The organism is Aeromonas sp., from assembly GCF_050252055.1.
Taxonomy (GTDB): domain Bacteria; phylum Pseudomonadota; class Gammaproteobacteria; order Enterobacterales; family Aeromonadaceae; genus Aeromonas; species Aeromonas caviae.
Genome location: NZ_JBFWLQ010000010.1, coordinates 20,431 through 43,397, shown reverse-complemented (window position 1 = coordinate 43,397; position 22,967 = coordinate 20,431). Strand labels below are relative to the sequence as shown.

Sequence of the window (22,967 nt, the reverse complement as noted above, 5' to 3'; positions counted from 1 at the left end):
ACGTGGGGTTGGTGAAATAAACAGGATGAAAAACATGTTTCGTCAGCATGATATTCCATCACATCTCAACGCCCGGGGTGGTCCATGTTAGAGATCGGCATGATGGACCTGGGGCTGCTCATGGGGGAGGGGGAACTGGCGGGGGAGATGGCGCTGCTGCTTGCCTCCACTCCCAAGATCTCCGAGTTCCTCAAGCGCTCGCCCCTGCAGGGCAAGCTGCTCAGAAAGCGCATCCAGACCTGGAGCGAACAGCTTGGGGAGGAGATGCGTCACAAGCCGGTGCCGGTGGCTCTCGAGCGGGAATACCTGCTCTATCAGGCCCATCGGCAACTGCCCCTGCCGGAGCTGGTGGGGCGCCTGCCCGCCCTGCTGGAAGCCCTTGAGCAGCACAGCCCTTTTGCGGGGGATGCCCGCAGCCTGGTGCGCCAGATAGTGGCCCAGCCCACCGAGGGGTTGCGCCAGCTCTTCATCGAGAAGTGGCGTGCCAGCCTGGTGGGCAGCCTGTTGCAGTTGCAGCAGCAGATAGCGGAGGCGGAACGGGAGAAGCAGCGCCAGGAGATAGAGGATCAACTGCTGGCCAACCGGACCCTGGCCGATGCCCTGGATCCGCACCAGATCTCCGCCGGTGGGCTCTGGGATCTGGCCCAGGGGAGCTGGCACAAGCGCAGCCTGGCGCTGGTGAAGCAGTACGCCCGCATGTTGCAGCAGGAGCCTCTGCTCGCGGAGATCGCCGCCCTGCTTGGGCGCAGCGAGCGGGAGCGGCGCAGCGAGGACAGGACGCTGCCGCCGGTGCCTGTGCACGAGCTGGAAGAGGTGCAAAGTGACGATGTGCCCGACGATCTGGTGGGGGTGCATCCGGCCAGCGATCTGATGCGCCTCCTGCCGAGCGAGGCGGTGATGCTGGCGCTGCCGGAGCTGGAGCTGGAGTTCTATCGCCGTTATCTGGAGCGGCGCCTGCTGAGCTACCAGTCGCGGGGCACCCTGCCGCGCCAGCGTCTGATGCTGCGCTCCCCCGAGCAGGGAGGGCAGGAGGTGCAGCCGCGTGGCCCCTTCATCGTCTGCGTCGATACGTCAGGTTCCATGGGGGGCTATCCGGAGGAGTGTGCCAAGGCGCTGTTTCTCGCCCTGCTCAAAGGGGCGATGGAGGAGAAGCGGGGCTGCTATCTGATGCTCTTCTCCACCGAGGTGGCGACCCTGGAGATCACCGCCGACACCGGGCTTGAGAAGGCGGAGCGCTTTCTCTCCATGAGTTTTCACGGGGGGACCGATCTGGTGCCCTGCCTGGAGCAGGCCCTGACCCAGCTCGAACAACCCGCCTTTGCCAAGGCCGACGTGCTGGTGATCTCCGACTTCATCGCCCAGAACCTGCCCCACCCCCTGCTCGAGCGGATGAACCGGCGACGGGCGCAGCAGACACGCTTCCATGCGGTCGCCATGTCCCGTCACGCCAAGGCGGCTATTTTGCGGGTGTTCGACAACAGCTGGCTGCTCGATTGCGGCCTGCGTGGACGCCTGCTGCGGCGCTGGCAGCGCCATTGAGGGTGCTCAGGCTCAGAGAGTGGGCCTGTGGTAGAGGCCCCGTTCGTTGACCTGCTCCTGATCCAGCAGCGGCTGACCGCTTGGCTGGGCAATATAAAAACCCCGCTTGCCGCTGCGCTTGACCCTGTACATGGCCTGATCCGCCCGGGCCAGCGCCGCGCCGAAATCGTCCTGGGGCCGGATGGCCGCAATTCCCATGCTCAGTCCCACCGAGGCGTCCCCGTTGGGCAGCTCGAAGGGGGTGGCGATGGCATCGATGCACTGGCGGGCGAGGTGGCTGGTGCGGGGATCGTCGCACGCCCAGGGCAGCAGCAGCACGAACTCGTCCCCGCCGATGCGCCCCAGCCGTACCTCCTCGCCGCAGCAGTGGCGAAGGCGCAGGGCGAGGGAGACCAGCAGTTCGTCACCTGCCCGGTGGCCCAGGTTGTCGTTCACCAGCTTGAAGTCATCGAGATCGATGAAGCAGATGGCCTGGTACTCCCCGGGAAAGTGGCGGTGCAGTGCGGTGCGGTTGAACAGGCCGGTGAGGGGATCCCGGTGGGCAAGCTGGGCGAGCTGCTGCTCGTACTCCTTCTCGTGGGTGATGTCGATGTGGGTGCCCATCACCCGGACGGGGTTGCCCTGCTCATCCCGCTCCACCACCCGGCCCCGGTCCAGCACCCAGGTGGTCTTGCCATCCTTGCCGATCATGCGGTGCATCGCCTGATAAAACGGGCTCTTGCCCTCCAGATGGTCGAAGAAGGCCTGCAGCACCTGCTCCCTGTCCTCCGGGTGCAGGTGGGCGCGCCAGACGTCGAAGTGGGCCGACAGCTCCTTGGGCTGGTAACCGAGCATGGAGCCCCAGCGCCGGTTGAAGATGATGAGTTTGCCGGTGGGCACATGGTTCTGCCAGATGCACAGGCCGGTGCCGTCCATGGCGGCGTCCAGCTTCTCCCGCGCGTCATCCGCGATGCGTTTGAGACGCTCGTTCTCCAGCAACAACCTGTCGTAAGCCTCCCTCAGCTCCTCGTAGGTCATTCCTCATCCCTTCCCCTGTTCGAAAGCATATATAGTCGATGCACTCTCTCCTTCTGTAAAGAAGGGGATAGGGGAGGCTCTCGTTCGATATGAGGCGTTTTCTCACCCTCTGGCGGCTGTGCGCCCAGAGTCTGTGGGGATATGATGACAGCGGTGAGCGCGGCGTCCGGCCAGTGAAGAGGAGAAAATGTCCGCATGAAGATCCTGATGGGAGGTGGTCTGTTGCTGGGGGTTGCCCTGGCCCAGGCGACGCCACTGGCTGGGTACGAGTTGCAACTGGCGTTGCAGCGACTGGAAGAGTCGACGATGCCGGTGCAGGTGTTTCGCGAGCGCGTCGCCGCCCTGACTGCCGGACAGGCACACTATCCGCCCGAGGTGCAGGGCCGCCTTGCCCGGCTGCAGTGCTGGGCCCAGCCGAGTGAACGGGACGAGGAGTTTCGCCGCGCGGTGGCGTTTGCCGAGCAGGGGCTGGCGCAGGCCCGTGCCCGCAAGGACAGGGTCACCGAGGTGGGGTTGCTCGCCTGCCGCGGGTATCACCGGCAACTGCTCGGCAACATGGCCGGGGCCGGGGAGGATTACGACGCCGCCCTGACCCTGGCTCGCCGGCTCGGGGATGAGCGTCAGCGTGCCGACATCCTGAGCCTGCGGGGGGAGATGTACTCCTACCAGGGGGAGCTGGCGGAGGGGCTGATGGATCTCATCGATGCCCACCAGCGCTACGAGGCGCTCGGGCTGGAGGCCAAGGGGCGCGAGGTGCTCGCCAATATTGCCAATGCCTATCGCAGGATGGGGCTCTATGAGCGGGCCGAGAGCTATTTCAAGGAGCTGGAGCACGACTACCGGCAGCTCGGGGTCGAGGAGTACCTGGTGGACATTCACAGCCAGCAGGGGCTCCTCTACATCGACACCGAAGAGTACGACAAGGCGCTGCCCCTGATGGCCGAAGCGGAGCGTTACTATCTGGGGTCAAAGCAGGAAGGAGTCCTGGCCTGGAGCCGGATCGAGCTGGCCACCATCCTGCAGAAACAGGGCAAGCCGGACCAGGCCATGATCAAGCTCGATCAGGCGGCAGCCTCCCTTCATCAGGCGGAGGGGGCGGACAGCGTCACCCTGGGCCACTGGCACCTCGTCATGGCCGAGGTCCTCGAGGCCCTGAACCAACCCGGCGAGGCGCTGCGGCACCTGGACGAGGCCGAGCCCATCTTTACCCGGGAGCAGAACCTGCGCTTCCTCGCCCGGGTGCATGAGACACGGGCCCGGGTGCTGGAGCGTCAGGGGCATATCCAGTCGGCCCTCACCAGCCTCAAGACCTATGTCGAGACCCGCCAGGCCCTCGAGCTCAGATTGCGGGAACAGCGCTCCTTGCAGATGCGTTTCGAGTTCGATCTCGCCCGCAAGGAGCTGGAAAACCAGACCCTCAGGTCCCAGCAGCAGTTGCAGGCGGAGAAACTCAAGCAGTTGCAGGAGCGGCGCTACTGGCAATACCTGGTGGTGGCCCTGCTGCTGGTGGTGATGGGTACCCTGGTGGTGCATCAGCGCGGGCGCACCCGCAAGATGCAGCGCCTCGCCATGACGGACGAACTGACCGGCATCCACAACCGGCGCCAGATCCAGGCCAAGGGGCGCAAATGGTTCACCCAGGCCCGGGAGGAGGGCAAACCCCTGTGCGTGCTGCTGCTGGATGTGGATCACTTCAAGAAGGTGAACGACCAGCTGGGCCACCACGTGGGTGACAGGGTGCTCACCGCCGTGGCCCAGTGCATCGAGGAGCAGTTGCGCAGCCTCGACAGGGTGGGGCGCAACGGCGGCGAGGAGTTTCTGGTGCTGCTGCCGGATACCCTCCTGGGCGAGGCCGTCGAGGTGGCGGAGCGGATCCGCCTCGCCGTCGCCCGTCTCGAGATTGAGGGGGTGCCTGCGGATCACCCCATCCGCATCAGCATCGGCTGTGCCCAGTACAAACCCGAGGATGACAACCTGGGCGAGCTGGTACGCCGGGCCGACGAGGCCATGTACGAGGCCAAGCTGGCGGGGCGCAACCGGGTGATGACGGCCCGGTGAGGCCGACCCCGGGCCCCCGTGATAGCGGGCTGGGTATTTTTCACTCGCGCGGGTATAATGCCGCGCAATTTTGCTTTGATCCGGGGCCAGACCCATGTAATGCAACGCGCTTCTCCTGTCTCCACCGGCGGTCACTGACCCGCCCGCGTGGTGTCGTTGTCTGCATGGGCGCCCTGCTTCCAAGGTGCTGTCCCGCATTTTTCCCACGGTGGCTCCAGGCCGCCGCTCAATAGAAGAACGTCGAATTATGTCAGCTGAATTTCTGAGTGAAGTCTCCAAGAGACGCACTTTTGCGATCATCTCGCACCCGGATGCGGGTAAAACCACCATCACCGAAAAGGTCCTGCTGTTCGGACAGGCCATTCAGCGGGCCGGTACCGTCAAGGGCCGTGGCTCGGGCCAGCACGCCAAATCCGACTGGATGGAGATGGAGAAGCAGCGCGGTATCTCCATCACCACTTCCGTGATGCAGTTCCCCTACGCCGACTGCCTGGTCAACCTGCTCGACACCCCGGGTCACGAGGACTTCTCCGAAGATACCTACCGTACTCTCACGGCGGTCGACTGCTGCCTGATGGTCATCGACGCCGCCAAGGGTGTTGAAGACCGGACCCGCAAGCTGATGGAAGTGACCCGTCTGCGCGACACCCCCATCCTCACCTTCATGAACAAGCTGGACCGCGAAGTGCGCGATCCGATGGAGGTCATGGACGAGGTGGAGCGCGAGCTCAACATCATGTGCGCCCCCATCACCTGGCCCATCGGCTGTGGCAAATCCTTCAAGGGTGTCTACCACCTCTACAAGGACGAGACCTACCTGTATCAGAGCGGTCAGGGCCACACCATCCAGGAGAAGCGGGTGGTCAAGGGGTTGAACAACCCCGAGCTGGATGCCGCCATCGGCGAAGATCTGGCTGCCCAGCTGCGTGGCGAGCTGGAGCTGGTGCAGGGCGCCTCTCCCGAGTTCGATCACGACGCCTTCATCGCCGGCGAGATGACCCCGGTCTTCTTCGGGACCGCCCTCGGCAACTTCGGTGTCGACCACATGCTGGACGGCCTGACCGATTGGGCGCCAGCCCCCATGCCGCGCAAGGCCGAGAGCCGCGAAGTGGTAGCCACCGAGGAGAAGTTCTCCGGCTTCGTGTTCAAGATCCAGGCGAACATGGACCCGAAACACCGCGACCGTATCGCCTTCATGCGCATCGTGTCAGGCACCTACTCCAAGGGCATGAAGATGCGCCACGTGCGCATCGGCAAGGACGTGAACATCTCCGACGCCGTCACCTTCATGGCCGGTGACCGTGAACAGGCGGTCGAGGCCTGTGCTGGCGACATCATCGGTCTGCACAACCACGGCACCATCCAGATCGGCGACACCTTCACCCAGGGTGAAGATCTCAAGTTCACCGGCATCCCGAACTTCGCACCTGAACTGTTCCGCCGCATCCGCCTGCGTGACCCCCTCAAGCAGAAGCAACTGCTCAAGGGGCTGGTGCAGCTCTCCGAAGAGGGGGCGGTGCAGGTGTTCCGTCCGCTCATCAGCAACGATCTCATCGTCGGTGCGGTCGGTGTGCTGCAGTTCGACGTGGTGGTTTCTCGTCTGAAGAGCGAGTACAACGTCGAGGCCATCTACGAGGCGGTCAACGTCGCCACCGCCCGCTGGGTGGAAGGGACCGACGTCAAGAAGTTCGAAGAGTTCAAGCGCAAGAACGAGGTTAACCTGGCCCTCGATGGCGGTGACAACCTCACCTACATCGCGCCGACCATGGTCAACCTGCGCCTGGCCCAGGAGCGTCACCCGGACGTTCACTTCCGCCAGACCCGCGAACACTGATCACCCCGCCCGCGCACAGCGGGTGGCTGATGACCAGAGAGACCCCGCTTCGGCGGGGTTTTTTGTTATGGGGCGTTTCATTGGAAGGGGCGTAGATCCCCATCCGGGGCTTGATGGTTGAATAAAAATACAGGATAAGTGATTTGAATTTCACCCATGGAGAGAGACATGTCCGTCACCCAGCCCGTAGAGGCGCAGTTTGCCGCCTACAATGCCCACGACCTCGACGCCTTCGTGACCTGCTTTGCCCCGGATTTCAAAGGCTATCGCATGCCGACCGAGACGCCGAGCACAGTCGGCAAGGGGGCGCTGCGAGCCTTCTATGCGGAGCACAGATTCAACAATCCGCTGCTCAAGGCCGAGCTGCTGTCACGCACCGTCTTGGGCAACAAGGTGTTTGATCACGAGCTGATCCACGGCCTCTCCCCCGAGCCCATCGAGAGCGTGGCGGTGTTTGAGGTGAAGGAGGGTCTTATCCAGACCGCCTGGTTCTATTTCCCCTCCTGAGCGCCACGACACGGGCCTGCCGGCGACAAAGCTGGTATAAGAGAAAGTTCCCTGCGGGCATCCCCTGGTCTGCCCGCGTCTGGACAATAACAAGGAGTACACCATGCTTGGACGCATCACCCACCTCTTCCCGCTTTGGGCCCTGCTGTTTTCCCTGCTGGCCTACTGGCAGCCCGAGCCCTTCGTCGGCCTCAAGGGCCAGATAGTGCCGCTGCTGACCATCATCATGCTGGCCATGGGGCTGACCCTCAAACCCCAGAACTTCCTCGACGTGGTGCGCAACAAGAAGGCCATCGGCCTCGGGCTGGTATTGCAGTTCAGCGTGATGCCGCTGGCCGCTCTGCTGGTCAGCCTGTTGCTGGGCTTTGATGCCGAGTTGACCGTGGGCATGGTGCTGGTGGGCAGCGTCGCCGGTGGCACCTCTTCCAACGTGATGTGCTATCTGGCCAAGGGCGATGTCGCTCTCTCCATCACCATGACAGCTCTCTCCACCCTGCTCGGGGTGCTCGTCACCCCCCTGCTGGTGCAGCTGCTGGCTGGCAAGAGCGTCGACGTGCCGGTGCTGGACATGCTGCTGAGCCTGGTGAAGATAGTGCTGATCCCCGTGGTGTTCGGGGTGGTTGCCAATGTCTTCCTCCACTCCCTGACGGCACGTATCGAGCCCGTGCTGCCGCTCGTCTCCATGGCCGCCATCGTCATGATCATCGCCATCGTGGTCGCCCTCAACGCAGGGCAGTTCGCCAGCATCGGCCCCATCGTGGCGCTGGCGGTGATCCTGCACAACGGCATCGGCATTGCGGCGGGCTACTGGGTCAGTCGCTGGCTGGGCTTTGAGGAGCGGATCTGCCGCACCGTGGCCTTCGAAGTGGGGTTGCAGAATTCTGGCCTAGCCACGGCGCTGGCCATGAAGTTCTTCACTCCCGCCTCGGCCATGGCTGGTACCCTCTTCTCGGTCTGGCACAACCTGTCCGGCTCGCTGCTGGCCGGGGTCTGGGCCAAGCGGCCGCTTTCCCGGCCTGCTGGGACCCTGGAGCAGAGCGCTGGCTGATCAGGGGGCGACAGATGAAACAACTAGGGGCCATGGGCCCCTAGTTGTTGTTTGAGCTAGTCGAGCGCCAGCACCATGCAGATCTCGCAGGCGTCGTGGCCCGTGCAGCCAAGGGGCCCCGGCAGGTGTTCGAAGCCCAGGGATTCATAGAGGGCGGTGGCTTCCCGCAGCACGGCGGTGGTCTCCAGATAGCAGCGCTGGTAACCCAGGGCGCGAGCCTCGGCCAGCGCCTGCAACACCAGCCGCCGTCCCAGGCCCAGCCCTCGCAGGGCGGGCAGGAAGTACATCTTCTGCAGCTCGCACACATCCGCTGCCCCCGCCAGCGGCGCTATGCCGCCCCCGCCAAGAATGGTGCCGTCCGGTCCCTCAATCACCCAGTAGCGGCTGCGCTCCCCCTGATAGGTCTCGTGGAGAAAATCGAGGTTGGGATCCGCCACCCCGTACCCCTTGTCGGCGGTGAGGCCGTATTCGGCGGAGACGGCGCGCACCACGGCGGCGATCCGGGGATTGTCGGCCGGGGTGATGGGGCGGATGACGAAGCCCTGCTGGCGGCGGGCGCGGGAGAGGGCGCTGCGATAGAGCCGCATGCCCTCCCAGATCTGCTCGCACTCGGCGGGGGAGAGCTGGGCCAGGGCCCCCGCCATGGTCTCGTCCATCTGCCGGTGCAGCTCCTCAAGCTGTGCCTTGCCCGGCTCGGTGAGGCTCGCCTCCTTGCTGCGCCCGTCCGAGGGGTGGGGTTGCCAGGCGATAAGCTCCCGTTCGGCGAGGCGGGCCAGGGGGCGGCTGGCGTTGGACTTGTCGATGCGAAGGCGCTCGGCAAGCTGCTGGTTGGTGGCGGGACCGTTCTCCAGCTCAATGAGCAGGTGGGCCTCCAGGGGGCTCAGGGCCAGCGAGCCGCACTGCTGGGAGAGCATGCCGAGTTCGCGTACCAGTTCCCTCGACAGGGCGCGCAGGGGGCGGGGATCCATGGGGTTGTCTCCTAGTGATGGCATTTGGTTGTTGTACGCAACCAATAGCATCATTTGGTTGTTGGTGACAACCATTTGCGTGAAAAAGGGTGAAAGGCAGGCAGAAAAAAGGGCCCGGGAGAGGGCCCAAACATTGGAAACCCGCGCGGGGGCGCGGATCCCATCCTTGGTCAGGCAAGGCGCCGGCGAGGGTTAGACCAGCTCCGCCAGCATGGTGTCGGCATAGGGGGTCAGCGCCTCTCCCTGCTTCACCTTGGCGAGGTAGTCCGGGTTGGCGATGAGGGGGCGACCGATGGCGACGAGGTCGAAGCGGTCCGCCTCGATGGCTTCGAGCGCGGTCTCGGCGCTGTAGTTGCCGACCCCCACCAGGTGGCCGTCGTAGCGGGCACGCAGGTAGTCGGAGGCGCGGCCGTCCAGGTAGTCGAAGGTGAGGCTGTCATCGAAGATACCCAGGTGCAGATAGGCCAGAGTGCGCTGGCTCAGCTCGGCCAGCAGGTGGTCGAACACGGCGCGATCCCGGGCATCCCCTTCCAGGTGCACATAGGCGCCGGGGGAGAGACGAAGGCCGGTGCGATCCCCGCCGATGCGGGCGGCGATGGCATCCACCACCTCGAGGGCGAAGCGGCTCATGTTCTCGGGGCTGCCGCCGTAGTTGTCGGTGCGCAGGTTGCTGGCGTGGTGCAGGAACTGATCGATGAGGTAGCCGTTGGCACCGTGGATCTCCACCCCGTCAAAGCCCGATTCGATGGCGTTGGCGGCGGCCTGGGCGTAATCCTCGACCAGCTGGGCGATTTCGCGCTCGGTCAGGGCGCGGGGCACCTGATAGACCAGCTCGCGCATGCGCGGCACCGTGCCCTCATGGGCGACGGCGGAGGGGGCCAGCACTTCGGCGTGGTGGAAGAAGGGGTGGGAGAGACGACCCACGTGCCACAGCTGGGCGAAGATCTTGCCGCCGTTGGCATGCACGGCGCTGGTCACTTTCTTCCAGCCGGCGATCTGTTCGGCGCTGTAGAGCCCCGGGGTATTGGGGTAGCCCTGCCCGTCCGGACGGATGATGGTGGCTTCGGAGATGATGAGGCCGATGTCGGCGCGGCGGCCGTAGTAGGCGGCCATCTGTTCGGTGGGCACCAGACCCGGGCCCGCCATGCAGCGGGTGAGGGGGGCCATCATGAAACGGTTCGCGAGGGTGAGGGTGTCGTTGAGGCGATAGGGCTGAAACAGGGTATTCATGATCGTCTGTCCTGAGGGAGTGATTCTTGAACGGGCATTCAAGACGTTTTTTGGTTTGTGTGCAAGTATTTTTTGAGCAAGCATTCAACATGGATTGACGGGGGAGGCTGGGGTAAACTTGCCGCCCTGTTTTTTCCGTCCCGCGGGACCTTGCCACCGGAGACCCCATGCGCAGCGCCGAATACAATCGGGATGCCGTCTTGCGAAACGCCATGGAAGCCTTTCGCGCCAAAGGCTATGCCAAGACCACCATGCAGGAGCTGGTGGCCGCAACCGGCCTGCACCCGGGCAGCCTCTATGCCGCCTTTGGCAACAAGCGCGGCCTGCTGCTGGCGGCGGTCGATCACTATGTGGCAGAGAAGGGGGCCCTGCGCCGCCGCTGCCTGGCACAGCCCAGCCCGCTGGCGGGGCTGCACGCCTTCCTCGAGCAGGTGGTGGACGATGCCCTGCAGGGCTCCTGCCTGCTGACCCGCACCCTGATGGAGCTGGCGGAGCAGGACGAGGAGCTGCACCTTCGCTTCAAGGCCATCTACGGCGAGCTGGAACAGGATCTGGCCGGGCAGCTGGCCCTGGCAAAGGCGCAGGGGGAGCTGGCAAAAGAGGGGGACATCCCCACCCTGACCGCCTTCTTGCAGGTCCATATCCAGGGACTGGTCACCTTCGCCCAGTGTCACCCCGACCGCCCTCTGCTGGCCGGTGTCGTCGCCCGGATGATGAGCGCCCTGCGGGCGTGATGGCGAGGATGGAAACAACAAAGGCTCCCGCGGGAGCCTTTGTTGTTGTTGGGAATGCCCCTCGCAGCAGGGGTTTTGCCCCCTTCTCCCCTTGCGGGAGCCATGGTTGTTTCTGGGGGAGGTCGCACGCCGCTTGGTTGTTTGTTCCCTTCTCCCCTTGCGGGAGTCATGGTTGTTTCTGGGGATGCCACACGCCACCGGGTTGTTTGCTCCCTTCTCCCCTTGCGGGAGAAGGGTTGGGGATGAGGGGGGAGGGCTCTGCTCAGCGCAATGAGAGCCAAATATGGGCCAGTACGACATCCATCCGACTCAATACATCGTTATTCCACACCCGGATCACCCGAAAGCCCTGCTGATTGAGGTAGGCCGTTCTTGCGCCATCATGTTGCCACCCGGCCGGTTCGTTGTGCTGTGACCCGTCTACCTCGATGATCAACCTCTGCTCAAGAGAGATGAAATCGACAATGTAGGGCCCGATGGGCATCGTAGGGCCCGATGGGCATCTGGCGACGGAATTTCACCCCGGCCAGACGGCGGTCGCGCAATTGCAGCCACAGCTTCTGTTCGGCAAGGGTGGCTTCTCGCCTCATGCGCTTGGCAAACGGATGGGTTCTCATGGTGCCTATCCAGAGCTGTTTGACCCTATTAGATATAGCCATTCCCCGGTCTGGTGACTGAGTGGGTTGCTTCCCCTCACCCTGGCCCTCTCCCAGAGGGAGAGGGGACAGATCGAGTGACAGTTGTCATCTTGTTGGTCATCTCGGGGCCATTGTGGTGTGACATTGAACTGATGAATCGACAGGTCGATGTGCTGGTGGGATGTATTCCGCCCTAGCAGACAGGTTGTTTGCGATGCTGCCAGTGGCGCAGATCCGCTCCCTTCTCCCCTTGCGGGAGAAGGGTTGGGGATGAGGGGGGAGTCACACGCCGTCGGGTTATTCAGGAGTCACCAGCTCTTTCATCAGATGCTTGAGCCACACCTGGGCCGGCTGCTGCGCATGCTGCTTTGGTATGCCAGACGCTGCGGGTTTACGCGGGGCTGACCAGATCCTTCATCAATGCCTTCAACCAGATCAAGGCCGGTTGCTGGGCGTGGACCGGGTGCCAGACGCAGTTGAGGTGATAGTCCGGCACGTCGTCGGGCAGGGGCAGGCTTTTCAGCGGCCAGTGGCTGGCGAGCAGCTCGGCCACCATGCTGGGCAGTACCAAGAGGTGGTCGCTCTGGCTCACGATGGCGGCGGCGGACATATAGCTCTGGCTGTTGACCGAGATGGTGCGGCTATGGCCCAGGCTCAGCAAATAGCGGTCGAGGCTCGCCTCCGAGGTGCCGAGCGGCGAGTGGAACACATGGGGCATCTCGATTAGCTGGTCGAGGGTGATGCGCTCCTCCTCCAGCTCCAGGGTGGCGCGCACCAGCCCGGCCAGGGGTTCGGTGAGCCAGGTCTCCTTGCCCAGATACCCCGGCACCTGCATGTACTCGTCAAACCCCAGCACGAGATCTATCTCGCCGCTCGCCAGCTCGGCTTCGGGCAGGGTATCGCGCAGGATGCGGATTTCGATGGTGACGCCGGGGGCCAGCTTCCTGAGGCGCTGGATAAGGGGCGGGATCAGCACGCACTCCACGTAATCCGTGGTGCAGAGCACGAAGCGGCGCTTCGACTGACGCGGCGCGAACTCGTCCTCCTCCCAGAGTTGCTGCTCCAGCAGCCGCAGCGCCTGCTGCACCCCCAGATGCAGGCGCTGGGCCCGGGGAGTCGGCAACATCCCCTGGGGCGTGCGCACCAGCAGCGGGTCGCCGAGAAAGGCCCGCAACCGGCCGAGGGAGTGGCTCATGGCGGGCTGGCTGATAAAGAGCGATTCGGCGGCGCGGGTCACGCTCCCTTGCGTCATGAGGGCGTCAAAGGCGAGCAGCAGATTGAGGTCGAGTTGGTGCAGTTTCATGGGGGGATTATTCGCCGTGTTTATGGGACAATTAATCCTATTCATTTGATGGATGGGCGCGCAACTTCTTACACTGCGACCCACTCTTATTTTTTTCAGGGTTCCCAGGCAAATCGGGGGCCTCAATCCATGCAAGGAGCCTTGCGATGAGCATCAAGACCATGAACACCACGCCGGCCGCCGACGGCTTCACCATGCCCGCCGAGTGGGCACACCAGCAGGCCGTCTGGATGATCTGGCCGTTCCGCCCGGACAACTGGCGGGAAGCCGGTCGCTTCGCGCAGGCCACCTTCGCCAAGGTGGCCGATGCCATCGGGCAGGCCACCCCGGTCTTTATGGGGGTGCCGGCCCAGTTTATGGAGCAGGCCCGCGCCATCATGCCTGCCCACGTCACCCTGGTCGAGATGGCCAGCGATGACTGCTGGGCCCGCGACAGCGGCCCCACAGTGGTCACCAACGCCGCCGGCGAGTGCCGCGGGGTGGATTGGGGCTTCAACGCCTGGGGCGGCCACAAGGGGGGTCTCTACTACCCGTGGAACCAGGATGAAGAGGTCGCTGCCCGGATGCTGGAACAGCACGGCATGGATCGTTACGACGCGCCGCTCATTCTGGAAGGGGGCTCCATCCACGTCGACGGCGAAGGCACCTGCCTGACCACCGCCGAGTGCCTGCTCAACGAAAACCGCAACCCGCACCTGACCAAAGCGCAGATCGAAGCTCACCTGCGCGACTATCTGGGCGTCACCAGCTTTATCTGGCTGGACGAAGGCGTCTACATGGATGAAACAGACGGCCACATCGACAACATGTGCTGCTTCGTGCGTCCGGGTGAAGTGGCCCTGCACTGGACCGACGACGAGAACGATCCCCAGTACGCCCGCTCCCTGGCCGCCCTCCAGGTGCTGGAAGCGGCGGTCGATGCCAAGGGTCGCAAGCTGAAAGTGTGGAAGCTGCCCCAGCCGGGCCCGCTCTTCTGCACTGAAGAGGAGTCTGCCGGTGTCGAGAGCGGCAGCGGTGTGCCGCGCGAGGCAGAAGGCCGTCTGGCCGGTTCCTACGTGAACTTCCTCATCACCAACGATCGCATCGTCTATCCGCTGCTGGATGCCGCCACCGACGGCGAAGCCCAGCGCATTCTGGAAGAGATCTTCCCGGAGCATATGGTCGTCGGCGTACCGGCCCGGGAGATCCTGCTGGGGGGTGGCAATATCCACTGCATCACTCAGCAGATCCCCTCCGGCAAATAAGAACCGGATGACGATCCTGCTGCGAGACCGTGATCAAGGCTCATGCGCTGCTCGCTTATGTGAAACCGAGGGCTCACGTATGTTTATACGCTCCGGTTCCTGCGCTGCTCTTCACCTTGCTGACGGCCTCTCGCGACGGGTCGTAAACCGGTTCTAGTTAGTATTCAAAACCCCACGCCGTGGGGTTTTATCTCTTGATAATGTGATGGTCGCAGGCGCCGATGCGGCGATCATCATGACAAACAGTCACCCTTTTACAGGAGATCCCCATGATCGAAGTGACCGAGGTTTCCATTGCCGAGCTGCGTGCTGCGCTCGAATCAGGCCGCACCACCGCGGTCGAACTGGTCGAGGCCTATCAGGCCCGGATCGCCGCCTATGACGGCCCCGAGACACCAACCCGCCTCAATGCCGTCGTGGTGCCCAACCCCGATGCCCTGAAAGAGGCGCAAGCGTCCGATGCCCGCCGCGCCCGTGGGGAAACCCTGGGGCCGCTCGACGGCATCCCCTACACCGCCAAAGACAGCTATCTGGTCAAGGGGCTGACCGCCGCCTCCGGTAGCCCGGCCTTCAAGGATCTGGTGGCCCAGCGCGATGCCTTTACCGTTGAGCGCCTGCGCGCCGCCGGTGCCATCTGCCTTGGCAAGACCAATATGCCGCCGATGGCCAATGGCGGCATGCAGCGCGGCGTCTATGGCCGCGCCGAGAGCCCCTACAACGCCGACTACCTGACTGCGCCCTTTGCCTCCGGCTCCTCCAACGGCGCCGGTACTGCCACCGCCGCCAGCTTTTCCGCCTTCGGTCTGGCGGAAGAGACCTGGTCGAGCGGCCGGGGTCCTGCCTCCAACAACGGCCTGTGTGCCTACACCCCGTCCCGTGGCGTGATTTCGGTGCGCGGCAACTGGCCCCTGACCCCGACCATGGACGTCGTCGTGCCCTATGCCCGCACCATGGCCGATCTGCTGGAAGTGCTGGATGTGGTGGTCGCCGACGATGCCGACACTCGCGGCGATCTCTGGCGCCTGCAGCCCTGGGTCAAGATCCCCAAGGCTTCCGAGGTGCGTCCGGCTTCCTATCTGGAACTGGCTGCCAAGGCCGATGCCCTCAAGGGCAAGCGCCTCGGCGTGCCGCGCATGTTTATCAACAAGGATGAGCTGGCCGGCACCAGCGAGCACCCCGGCATCGGCGGCCCGACCGGTCAGCGCATCCATACCCGCGAGACCGTGATCGCCCTCTGGGAAGAGGCGCGCAAGGCGCTGGAAGCCGCTGGCGCAGAAGTCATCGAAGTGGACTTCCCGCTGGTCTCCAACTGCGAAGGGGACCGACCCGGCGCGCCGACCGTGTTCAATCGCGGCATCGTGAGCCCGGAGTTTCTCAACGACGAGCTGTGGGAGCTCTCCGGCTGGGCGTTCGACGACTTCCTGCGTGCCAACGGCGATCCCAAGCTCAACAAGCTGGCCGATGTCGATGGGCCGAAGATCTTCCCCCACGATCCGGGCACCTTGCCGAACCGCGAAGGGGATCTGGCGGCGGGCATGGACGAGTACGTCAAGATGGCCAAGCGCGGTCTCAAGCGTTTCGACGAGATTGCCTCTGTGCCGGACGGCCTGCGTGGTCTGGAGCAGACCCGCAAGCTGGACTTGGAGGACTGGATGGACGGGCTCAAGCTCGACGCCGTGCTGTTCCCGACCGTCGCCGATGTGGGCCCGGCTGACGCGGACGTGAATCCGGCCTCCGCCGACATCGCCTGGAGCAACGGCATCTGGGTCGCCAACGGCAACCTCGCCATTCGCCACCTCGGCGTGCCGACCGTCACCGTCCCCATGGGGGTGATGGCCGATATCGGCATGCCGGTGGGCCTGACCTTCGCCGGCCGCGCCTATGACGACAACAACCTGCTGCGCTTTGCCTCGGCCTTCGAGTCCACCGGCAGCAAGCGCCAGGTGCCGCCACGAACGCCGCCGTTGGGGTAAATATCCCGAATTGGTCTGGTGATAATAAAAAAAGAACCCACTCGCAATGCGGGTGGGTTTTTCTCTGCGGGTAGACTCTCATGTGAGTGTACTTATCACGAAGAAGCACATTGCCTACCTTTTTCTGGATGTAGTGCGATACATAGCGTATTTTGATCGTGTTCTTTCAACCACATACTGCAAACGGTATATCGTTAGTGAAATTCTGCTGAGTAGGGGAAGTTGCCATTTAATTACTTAGAAAACATATTGTAGAAAGTGGTTAGTGTAGTCTTCATTAGTGTTTAATAATGGACTTCGCATAGCCTTTTAACTTTGTTACAAAGTGCATCTAAATCTTGAAAAATAAATTCCTCATCAATCCCTAACGCACTTATGGTATTTAGCATCAATAGTCTGTGTTCATCATTCTTTATGTTGACTCTAATTTTATAGAATTCATCTTGTGGGCCAAAATATTGGTCTATGCTATTTGATGAACTACCATGAACTGTAAAGCAGCCTTTTTGAGTACTAACTCGCCTAATACTTTGAGTTGTATTTATTGCAACTGGCATTCTAGGTATATTAGTGAGGTTATTCTTGAGGTTGGGGCCTAGATAACCATCCAGATCTATTAATCCTTGAGATGGAGTGTTTATTACACGATTATTGATTACAGCAGGACAGTAAAGGGCGGCTAATCCTAAAGACTTCAAATTTAACTGATAAGGGTTCATAACCCAAACAGCGCGATCTCCATTTCTTCTTGGTTCTGAAGATAGTGCAAAGTAAAGCGCCACTAGTGCTGATTCTGACCAATCAAGTAGTCGGGTGGGTAAGCCATGATGTTGCATCAGAGCAAAAATTTCCCATGAGTTCAAACTTCCTGAATTTAAATATGATTTGTAAGAAATTAAAAAAGCATGTTCTAGACTGGACTCTTGATGTTGGATATTTCTCCAAACTAACCCTGGTAATGGCTTGTGAGTCTCGCTAGATACCCCTCTAAACCATAAAGATTTATTATTTTTAAGTGACTCGATATAATCTACGTATTCTGATACATTTGTTATTTCCTTTACTTTCATTTTTCTTCCTGTGACTTCGTTATTATTACGAATAGTAAATGGTATTCGGTACTTTTCGAAAAATATGCTGCATGCATTCCATATTTAAATATGTAATGTAATTTACATCTCCAATCCTGCTTCTGCAAGGGATGAAGGGGTTGAGTAGATGTTTCCAAAACCATTCGATCTTAACTTCACATAGGGCTACTGAAGCGTATTCGGACGATCGCGATAAGGAATCGCCGAGCGGTTGCTGATATCCAGGGTTTCCTGCCTGTCTTGCCATGACTCGGTGCGCGGCGCTATGCGGACGATTACGCTGCGCTAATCGACCCTACATGATGGGGCATATTGTTACCTCCCCTCATCCCCGACCCTTCTCCCGCGAGGGTAGAAGGGAGCAAATATGCGCCTCTGATTTGGTCTGGCAACCGGGCTTCGAATTGGCACGGACCATCCCCTCTCCTTCGGGAGAGGGCCAGGGTGAGGGGCCGCTATCTGTGCTGTAGGTTCGAATAGCGAAGCGTATTCGGACGATCGCGTACAGGTAGTGGCCGAGAAGCCACTGACATCCAAAGCATGCTGCCGGTTTTGCCATGATTTGCTGCGTGGCGGTATGCGGACTAATTTTTCATTTCCTTATGTTAGTTATGGTACAACTCTACAAAATAGTGGGGGCTAGAAATATAATGGAGCGTTTTTTCTAAAGTTTTTAATTATTGTTTCCATGTCGATGTCATTACAATTAACCATACATGTAGTATCTTTTTTCTTTTGAAGAAAATCTGGTAAAGGTTCGAATCCTGATATCTTGTAGTAGTCAGGGTTAATATCGGAATAAAGAATAAATACTCTTGTTTTAAATTGGTTGCGATACTCTTTTTTTACTGCGTCTAATAGTATTCTGGCAAAGCCATTTCGCCTTTTATCAGAAACTGTAGATAGAGACCCTATACCTATGGTTGAAATGTCATAAATGGAAGGTAGTGAATAACATATAATAGAACTTAAAATGCAATTGCGTTCTTCAAGAATATACCAGGTTCCTTTTTTATATTTTTCAGAATTATTACAGGAAAACAAATACTTGTTGAGTTCTAAACCATCTCCCCAAGCATCATAACCCATTGTATAGATACTGTTCATATCATCTAACGTAGCGGTTCTGATTACTAGGTCATTAAATCTAAGAAGTGGTAAATTTTCTGCGGGTGTTAAAAAAGACATAAACCACCTTTGATAAATGGGTATTGATAACTAGTTGTAAAAATACAGGTAGAGATGTGGATTAGTGTTCACAACATTATTGCAGTGGCTCGTTTGGGTCAACTTTTTGTTTTTTTAAAATTAAAGTGCTGCGTTGTTATGATTTTTTGTGATCTTGTATTATCTAGAGAGGGTGGGGCGGTATTTTGTTCCGATGAGCGGCTTTGTCGGGATATTGATTTCCACTTTTTCAGTCCGAATAAAGATACGGTGAGAAAGATGCCTGCAGATTGCTCTTCATACAAACATGGAGAGAAGAGCCTATTTTCACCATCTTCACCCTGGCTTCACACGGCCTCATTTTTCCCTCACAAATCCCTTCTATCTTCTGCCCACTGATAAATGGGTCTGCTTGCCACAGAGTGGCGAGGGCCAAAAAGAGGGGAGCAAGAGGATGACATCGTGGATCAAATACGGGTTGGCCGGGGCCTTGATACTGGTGGCGAGTTTCTGGGGCGGCAGCGTGCGGGCGGCGCAGATGCCCCTTGGCACGGATGGCGCCCTGCCGGGGCAGACAGTCGCCAAGGCGGTACTCCCGACGGGGGCCCATTTCCAGCCCCTGGAGGCTCTGCCATCGGTTGTTGCCGGGCGTGGCACCTGAGGGAGTTGATACCGGCCTTTTTAACCAGACCGGGCCGGTGATGTCACGGCACAGTGCGCATCAACACAGGCCGGATTGGCTAGTGCGCGACATAGTGAGCCTCATGCCAGGCCGGGTGGCCTACCGCGCCCGATATTGCGCATCCAGCCAGGCGATGGCCTCTTGGGGGTCGTTGAATGCCCGGATATGGTCCGGGTGGGTGAGGGAGAGGCAGGAGAGGGCGATGTGATGGAGCACCTTGGCCGAATAGAGGGAGGCGATGGCCACCAGATTCTTCTGGGTCAGCCACTGATAGGTCTCCTGCAGATGGGGCAGGGCGGATAGCACTACCCCCTGATGCTGACGATGGTCCACCAGGGCGCAGAAACGCTTACCGTCCAGGCTGTTCACCACGGACTTTATCTGTGCAATCCACGCCAGCATACCCTCTTCATTGAAAGGGCCGATCAGCTCGCAGGTGACCAGGTGTTCCTGCACATTGAAGATGAACTCACCGTGCTTTTTATCAAAGGACATACAACATTCTTATCCATGACCAGGGGCCGCAAGATGATGCTTATTCATTCCGTATGCATCAATACCCGAATGAGGGTTTTGGTCATGAAATCGTATTGCTGCGTTGACGCCGATGAGGGAAGGGGTCTGCCTCTGGTACCGAAGCGAACCATGGGGAGCTCCACATCGGGCACAAGACCCCGTGAGGATAGCCGGCTCATGGCGAAAATGACCCGGGCAAGGCCGGTGGAGCAGTGCCGGGCCTGTGTCTGCTCGGCGAAGGCGACACCCCGGCATAGGTGGGTGTGTCACCGGGGTTCTTGATGGGGCGCTTCGCCGGTTCAGCCGGCCAGCGGCAGGTAGACATGCTGGTAGGCCAGGGCGATGGCGCTGTAGAGCAGCAGGGCGGCCATCAGCAGGTTGAAGTACCTGAACCAGCGAGGATGTTGAAGATGACGTCCGATGAGGCTGCCCGCCATCGAGTAGCTGCCGGGGGCACCGGCGGCCAGCAGGCCGAGCAGCAGGGACCAGGGCAGCAGGCTCCAGCCGTGGATCTGGGCCGCCGGGAACTGAATGCTGGTGATGGGCAGGGTGGCGATCATCGCCTTGGGGTTGAGCAGCTGGATGACGAAGCCGCTGCGCACCCCCAGAGGGCGGGCAGGCGCCTCGTTGGCACCGAGCTCGCCGCTGTCGCTGGCGATCTTGATGGCGAGGTAGGCGATATAGAGGCACCCCACCAGGCTGACATAGATCAGGGTATCTTCCCGCACCAGGCGGGTGCCCGCCCAGCCAAAGAGCAGCAGGAGCACGAACATCGCGATGCCAACCCCGAGGAAGAAGCCAAGGGAGGCACGGGTGCGGCCGCCCAGGCCTGCGTTGAGGCCGATGAGGTTGACGGGGCCTGGGGTATACATGATGCCGATGGCATAGGCGAGAAGCTCAATCATGGGGTGTTCCTTGGGCTCAGCGGATCAGGCTGGCGCTGTATTGGGTGGGGGTCATGCCATAGATGCGCTTGAAGCGACGGTTGAGGTGACTGAGATCGGTGAAACCGTAGCGGTACACCAGATCCTGCGCCGACTCTCCGGCGGCCAGGGCGCGCCGGGCGGCATTGATGCGGCAGTTGATCACGTATTGATGGGGGGTGATGCCAAGCTGCTGGCGAAACAGCCGCAGGAAGTGGTACTTGGAGATGTTGGCCGCCGCGCTGATGTCGGCCAGGGAGATATCCTGCTGGAAGTGGGCGTGGATAAAGTCCCTGGCCTGCAACAGGAGGCGATCGATGCGGCTCACCCGGCCATTGGGCTCAAAACGTCCCGCCTGCTGCATCACCCGGGTGGCGAGGCGATAGAGGGCAAACTCCTGCTCTATGCTGTCGGCCTGGCCGCGCACCGCCTGGGCCAGCTCGAGGATGCAGGCGCTCAGCGCCTCATCGCGCACCAGGGGCTGCAACAACCGGTAGGTCCCCATTGCCCGCTCGCCCGCGGCATCGGCAAACAGCGGAGTGAGTTCGTGGGGCGGAATGTAGAGCATGGTGTAGTCGAGGCTGGCGTTGTCCCCGGCATGGCCGTCGTGAACATCCCCGGGATTGAACTGGATGACGCTGCCTGCCGGGCTGGAGTGGGCTCCGCCGTGGCAGAAGAAGTTCTGCCGCCCGGCCAGAGTGACCCCGAAGGAGTACTCCTCGTGGGCGTGACGGTCGTAGCGAAATTCCGTCATGTTGACACGCAGCGCAGTCAGGCTCGCCAGGTGCTGACTGTGTGCGAATATGAACTGGTTGTCCTGCGCCATCTTTCCCTCCTGTACCAGACTGCCCCCCTAATCTAGCCCCAAGGGTGTGCCTCTCGCTTGGACAATCTTGCTGTTTGCCGGCCCGCCTGCGCCCCGCACCGAGAAAAACGGCGCAGCCGATGGCTGGCTGCGCCGGTTGGCCCGTCAGCGAAAGCGAAACAGCTCCCGGTGCAGCGGGGTGGCCAGATGGGCATCCAGGGTGTGGGCCATGGGCTCGGGGCCGCAGAACCACACCGGGGTGTGCTGGCGCTCGCCCAGGGCGGCGAGATCCAGTCGGCCGCGCTCGGACTCCAGATGCAGCCGGTAGTCGACCCCGGCCCGGCGGCACAGATCGGCCAGCCGACCGTGATAGGGGGCGGCCTCGGCGCTGGGAGCGCATTGCAGCAAGGTGGTGCCGGGGCGTTGTTCACCACGGCGTACCAGGGCCTCCAGCCAGGCGACGAAGGGGGTGATGCCGATACCGGCGCCCACCCAGAGCGCGGGGGCCGGATCCGGCAGGGCGAAGGCGCCATAGGGGCCGGTCACGATCACAGCATTCCCCACCTTGAGGTGGCGGTGCAGCCAGCGGGTGTGATCCCCGAGGGCGCGCACCGCCAGGGTCAGGGTGCGGCAGTCTGCCGAGACATCGACCAGGGTGTAGGGGTGGGGCTCGCCGCGCCCGGCAAAGTCGAAGAAGGCGAACTGCCCCGGGCGATAGCCGTGCAGGGGGGCGGTGAGGCCAACCCGGATCTCCAGGGTGCGCTCGTCCAGAGGGGTGAGGGCGCTGACCGTTCCCTGGCGGCGTGCGTCCCGCCCCACCCGGCCAAGCAGGGAGTAGAGCGCCCCCAGAGCACCCAGCCCGCCACCGATGAGCAGGGTCAGGCCGACCGGGGTCAGGGCGCCGATGCGCGGCAGCAGGCAGAGCCCGTGCAGCCAGCCCATCAGATAGATGACCGGGGCCAGCCGGTGAACCACCTTGAAGCGCTCGTAGCGCACCACCGCCAGCAGGCTTACCACCACCAGGGCCAGCAGCAGATAGAAACTCCATTCCCCCAGGGTATTGCCGAGGCTGTGCCAGAGGGCATCGTTGCCAGCACCAGCACCAGCACCAGCACCAGCACCAGCTCCGCGGCGCGCCGGCCGGGTCAGCCAGTCGGCGGCGACAGCCCACTTGGGGGCTTCCACCAGCAGCCAGTGGGCCACCAAGGTGCCGGTGGCCCAGAGGGCGCTGCTGCGGTGCAGGTGCAACATGCGATCCAGCCCGCCTGCCCAGGCTTCGAGCCTGGGCAGGCGCAGGGCGAGCAGCAAAGAGAGGGTCATGGCGCCAAGGCCAATCAGACCGGTCAGGATCAGCAGCTCGTGGCGCCAGGGCCAGAGACCGGCGGGCCACTGGGTGAGGCCAGCGAGCCAGATGAGGGTGAGGGTCAGGGGCAGGGTCCAGCCGAGAGATGCGGGTTTCATGAGGTCCTCCTTGTGTCATGCCCCCATTGCACTCCCGCTTTGTGGCGAAAGTGTGCCTCGCTACTACCTCTTTTGTAGCAAGCTGTGGCAAAGGGTCGCCGGGTCAGGGCAAGCGGACTGAGCAGGGGGGCGCGGAGCAGAACAGGGGGGCAGGAAAGCGGTTGGCGTCACCCCACAGGCCTGGGTCTGGAGAGTGGTGATGCTGGGGCAGGCGCATGGCTGTCCCAGC

General features: G+C 61.5%; 20 protein-coding genes and 1 pseudogene. 9 read left to right on the top strand and 12 right to left on the bottom strand.

Features of this window, described 5'->3' with window-relative positions; all coding sequences use genetic code 11:
- Nucleotides 1–84: 84 nt before the first annotated feature.
- Nucleotides 85–1,539 carry an ATPase RavA stimulator ViaA gene (viaA, locus tag AB7E19_RS16935; protein WP_029313704.1) on the top strand — a complete coding sequence of 485 codons (1,455 nt, stop codon included), beginning with the start codon at nucleotides 85–87 and terminating at the stop codon, nucleotides 1,537–1,539.
- A gap of 12 nt (nucleotides 1,540–1,551) precedes the next feature.
- Here the strand turns inward: viaA and AB7E19_RS16930 are convergent, their stop codons facing one another.
- Nucleotides 1,552–2,556, bottom strand: a complete 1,005-nt coding sequence (locus AB7E19_RS16930) for a diguanylate cyclase domain-containing protein (RefSeq protein WP_427936012.1) — start codon at nucleotides 2,554–2,556, stop codon at nucleotides 1,552–1,554.
- Between the two features lie 195 nt (nucleotides 2,557–2,751).
- Here AB7E19_RS16930 and AB7E19_RS16925 point away from each other — a divergent pair, with 195 nt between their 5' ends.
- The 4 genes from AB7E19_RS16925 to AB7E19_RS16910 all read left to right on the top strand — a co-directional run bounded on the left by AB7E19_RS16925 (nucleotide 2,752) and on the right by AB7E19_RS16910 (nucleotide 8,003).
- A complete protein-coding gene (locus tag AB7E19_RS16925; RefSeq protein WP_427936009.1) occupies nucleotides 2,752–4,614 on the top strand; it encodes a diguanylate cyclase in 1,863 nt (620 codons plus the stop codon).
- 244 nt (nucleotides 4,615–4,858) lie between these two features.
- Nucleotides 4,859–6,448 (top strand): peptide chain release factor 3, encoded by a 1,590-nt coding sequence (gene prfC, locus AB7E19_RS16920; protein WP_103255304.1) that lies wholly within the window; start codon nucleotides 4,859–4,861, stop codon nucleotides 6,446–6,448.
- A gap of 168 nt (nucleotides 6,449–6,616) precedes the next feature.
- Nucleotides 6,617–6,955 carry a nuclear transport factor 2 family protein gene (locus tag AB7E19_RS16915; protein ID WP_427936008.1) on the top strand — a complete coding sequence of 113 codons (339 nt, stop codon included), beginning with the start codon at nucleotides 6,617–6,619 and terminating at the stop codon, nucleotides 6,953–6,955.
- 103 nt (nucleotides 6,956–7,058) lie between these two features.
- A complete protein-coding gene (locus AB7E19_RS16910; RefSeq protein ID WP_041214550.1) occupies nucleotides 7,059–8,003 on the top strand; it encodes a bile acid:sodium symporter family protein in 945 nt (314 codons plus the stop codon).
- Between the two features lie 56 nt (nucleotides 8,004–8,059).
- Here AB7E19_RS16910 and AB7E19_RS16905 read toward each other — a convergent pair whose 3' ends face one another.
- Together AB7E19_RS16905 and AB7E19_RS16900 are read right to left on the bottom strand one after the other, a co-directional pair.
- On the bottom strand, nucleotides 8,060–8,971 hold the full coding sequence (locus tag AB7E19_RS16905) for a bifunctional helix-turn-helix transcriptional regulator/GNAT family N-acetyltransferase (protein WP_113069660.1): 912 nt from the start codon (nucleotides 8,969–8,971) through the stop codon (nucleotides 8,060–8,062).
- Nucleotides 8,972–9,163: 192 nt separating this feature from the next.
- Nucleotides 9,164–10,201, bottom strand: coding sequence for an alkene reductase (locus AB7E19_RS16900; protein WP_322131635.1), 1,038 nt, complete (start codon nucleotides 10,199–10,201; stop codon nucleotides 9,164–9,166).
- A 167-nt stretch (nucleotides 10,202–10,368) separates the two neighbouring features.
- Between AB7E19_RS16900 and AB7E19_RS16895 the strand changes: the two genes are divergently transcribed.
- Nucleotides 10,369–10,935 carry a TetR/AcrR family transcriptional regulator gene (locus tag AB7E19_RS16895; RefSeq protein ID WP_322131636.1) on the top strand — a complete coding sequence of 189 codons (567 nt, stop codon included), beginning with the start codon at nucleotides 10,369–10,371 and terminating at the stop codon, nucleotides 10,933–10,935.
- Nucleotides 10,936–11,197: 262 nt separating this feature from the next.
- On the opposite strand, the gene AB7E19_RS16890 is transcribed toward AB7E19_RS16895, so the two are convergent.
- From AB7E19_RS16890 to AB7E19_RS16880, 3 genes are all read right to left on the bottom strand, one after another.
- The gene (locus tag AB7E19_RS16890) at nucleotides 11,198–11,419 is read right to left on the bottom strand and encodes an endonuclease domain-containing protein (RefSeq protein WP_322131637.1); all 222 of its coding nucleotides are present in this window, start codon (nucleotides 11,417–11,419) and stop codon (nucleotides 11,198–11,200) included.
- Entirely contained in the window at nucleotides 11,379–11,552 is a 174-nt protein-coding gene (locus tag AB7E19_RS16885; RefSeq protein WP_322131638.1) for a DUF559 domain-containing protein, read from the bottom strand. Before AB7E19_RS16885 ends, AB7E19_RS16890 begins: the two co-directional genes overlap by 41 nt.
- Nucleotides 11,553–11,964: 412 nt before the next feature.
- Nucleotides 11,965–12,876: a LysR family transcriptional regulator gene (locus AB7E19_RS16880; protein WP_427936003.1), complete on the bottom strand. Its 912-nt coding sequence runs from the start codon at nucleotides 12,874–12,876 to the stop codon at nucleotides 11,965–11,967.
- A gap of 146 nt (nucleotides 12,877–13,022) precedes the next feature.
- On the opposite strand from AB7E19_RS16880, the gene aguA reads away from it, so the two are divergent.
- Complete coding sequence (aguA, locus tag AB7E19_RS16875) at nucleotides 13,023–14,120, top strand: agmatine deiminase (RefSeq protein WP_322131639.1); 1,098 nt, start codon at nucleotides 13,023–13,025, stop codon at nucleotides 14,118–14,120.
- Between the two features lie 269 nt (nucleotides 14,121–14,389).
- Nucleotides 14,390–16,093: an amidase gene (locus AB7E19_RS16870; protein WP_322131640.1), complete on the top strand. Its 1,704-nt coding sequence runs from the start codon at nucleotides 14,390–14,392 to the stop codon at nucleotides 16,091–16,093.
- Nucleotides 16,094–16,377: 284 nt separating this feature from the next.
- On the opposite strand, the gene AB7E19_RS16865 is transcribed toward AB7E19_RS16870, so the two are convergent.
- Together AB7E19_RS16865 and AB7E19_RS16860 are read right to left on the bottom strand one after the other, a co-directional pair.
- Entirely contained in the window at nucleotides 16,378–17,163 is a 786-nt protein-coding gene (locus AB7E19_RS16865; protein WP_322131641.1) for an FRG domain-containing protein, read from the bottom strand.
- Nucleotides 17,164–17,823: 660 nt separating this feature from the next.
- The gene (locus tag AB7E19_RS16860) at nucleotides 17,824–18,372 is read right to left on the bottom strand and encodes a GNAT family N-acetyltransferase (RefSeq protein ID WP_128297308.1); all 549 of its coding nucleotides are present in this window, start codon (nucleotides 18,370–18,372) and stop codon (nucleotides 17,824–17,826) included.
- A gap of 433 nt (nucleotides 18,373–18,805) precedes the next feature.
- On the opposite strand from AB7E19_RS16860, the pseudogene AB7E19_RS16855 reads away from it, so the two are divergent.
- A pseudogene (locus tag AB7E19_RS16855) lies at nucleotides 18,806–18,898 on the top strand (subclass B2 metallo-beta-lactamase); the annotation flags it as partial.
- Between the two features lie 234 nt (nucleotides 18,899–19,132).
- On the opposite strand, the gene AB7E19_RS16850 reads toward AB7E19_RS16855, so the two are convergent.
- The 4 genes from AB7E19_RS16850 to AB7E19_RS16835 form a co-directional block, all read right to left on the bottom strand.
- Nucleotides 19,133–19,528, bottom strand: coding sequence for a hypothetical protein (locus AB7E19_RS16850; protein ID WP_139737235.1), 396 nt, complete (start codon nucleotides 19,526–19,528; stop codon nucleotides 19,133–19,135).
- 320 nt (nucleotides 19,529–19,848) lie between these two features.
- Nucleotides 19,849–20,454 (bottom strand): LysE family translocator, encoded by a 606-nt coding sequence (locus tag AB7E19_RS16845; RefSeq protein ID WP_182935819.1) that lies wholly within the window; start codon nucleotides 20,452–20,454, stop codon nucleotides 19,849–19,851.
- A gap of 16 nt (nucleotides 20,455–20,470) precedes the next feature.
- Nucleotides 20,471–21,298, bottom strand: coding sequence for an AraC family transcriptional regulator (locus AB7E19_RS16840; RefSeq protein WP_010672934.1), 828 nt, complete (start codon nucleotides 21,296–21,298; stop codon nucleotides 20,471–20,473).
- 144 nt (nucleotides 21,299–21,442) lie between these two features.
- On the bottom strand, nucleotides 21,443–22,738 hold the full coding sequence (locus AB7E19_RS16835; RefSeq protein WP_427935998.1) for a ferredoxin reductase family protein: 1,296 nt from the start codon (nucleotides 22,736–22,738) through the stop codon (nucleotides 21,443–21,445).
- Nucleotides 22,739–22,967 lie beyond the last annotated feature (229 nt).

What these genes read in the sequence shown, in the direction of transcription:
- AB7E19_RS16895 (WP_322131636.1), top strand. Translation starts at nt 10,369, where the DNA reads ATGCGCAGCGCCGAATACAATCGGGATGCCGTCTTGCGAAACGCCATG.
- AB7E19_RS16860 (WP_128297308.1), bottom strand. Translation starts at nt 18,372, where the DNA reads ATGTCTTTTTTAACACCCGCAGAAAATTTACCACTTCTTAGATTTAAT.
- AB7E19_RS16885 (WP_322131638.1), bottom strand. Translation starts at nt 11,552, where the DNA reads ATGAGAACCCATCCGTTTGCCAAGCGCATGAGGCGAGAAGCCACCCTT.
- AB7E19_RS16915 (WP_427936008.1), top strand. Translation starts at nt 6,617, where the DNA reads ATGTCCGTCACCCAGCCCGTAGAGGCGCAGTTTGCCGCCTACAATGCC.
- AB7E19_RS16905 (WP_113069660.1), bottom strand. Translation starts at nt 8,971, where the DNA reads ATGGATCCCCGCCCCCTGCGCGCCCTGTCGAGGGAACTGGTACGCGAA.
- AB7E19_RS16840 (WP_010672934.1), bottom strand. Translation starts at nt 21,298, where the DNA reads ATGGCGCAGGACAACCAGTTCATATTCGCACACAGTCAGCACCTGGCG.
- AB7E19_RS16870 (WP_322131640.1), top strand. Translation starts at nt 14,390, where the DNA reads ATGATCGAAGTGACCGAGGTTTCCATTGCCGAGCTGCGTGCTGCGCTC.
- AB7E19_RS16925 (WP_427936009.1), top strand. Translation starts at nt 2,752, where the DNA reads ATGAAGATCCTGATGGGAGGTGGTCTGTTGCTGGGGGTTGCCCTGGCC.
- AB7E19_RS16910 (WP_041214550.1), top strand. Translation starts at nt 7,059, where the DNA reads ATGCTTGGACGCATCACCCACCTCTTCCCGCTTTGGGCCCTGCTGTTT.
- AB7E19_RS16890 (WP_322131637.1), bottom strand. Translation starts at nt 11,419, where the DNA reads ATGCCCATCGGGCCCTACATTGTCGATTTCATCTCTCTTGAGCAGAGG.
- AB7E19_RS16880 (WP_427936003.1), bottom strand. Translation starts at nt 12,876, where the DNA reads ATGAAACTGCACCAACTCGACCTCAATCTGCTGCTCGCCTTTGACGCC.
- AB7E19_RS16835 (WP_427935998.1), bottom strand. Translation starts at nt 22,738, where the DNA reads ATGAAACCCGCATCTCTCGGCTGGACCCTGCCCCTGACCCTCACCCTC.
- viaA (WP_029313704.1), top strand. Translation starts at nt 85, where the DNA reads ATGTTAGAGATCGGCATGATGGACCTGGGGCTGCTCATGGGGGAGGGG.
- aguA (WP_322131639.1), top strand. Translation starts at nt 13,023, where the DNA reads ATGAGCATCAAGACCATGAACACCACGCCGGCCGCCGACGGCTTCACC.
- AB7E19_RS16850 (WP_139737235.1), bottom strand. Translation starts at nt 19,528, where the DNA reads ATGTCCTTTGATAAAAAGCACGGTGAGTTCATCTTCAATGTGCAGGAA.
- AB7E19_RS16930 (WP_427936012.1), bottom strand. Translation starts at nt 2,556, where the DNA reads ATGACCTACGAGGAGCTGAGGGAGGCTTACGACAGGTTGTTGCTGGAG.
- AB7E19_RS16900 (WP_322131635.1), bottom strand. Translation starts at nt 10,201, where the DNA reads ATGAATACCCTGTTTCAGCCCTATCGCCTCAACGACACCCTCACCCTC.
- AB7E19_RS16865 (WP_322131641.1), bottom strand. Translation starts at nt 17,163, where the DNA reads ATGAAAGTAAAGGAAATAACAAATGTATCAGAATACGTAGATTATATC.
- AB7E19_RS16845 (WP_182935819.1), bottom strand. Translation starts at nt 20,454, where the DNA reads ATGATTGAGCTTCTCGCCTATGCCATCGGCATCATGTATACCCCAGGC.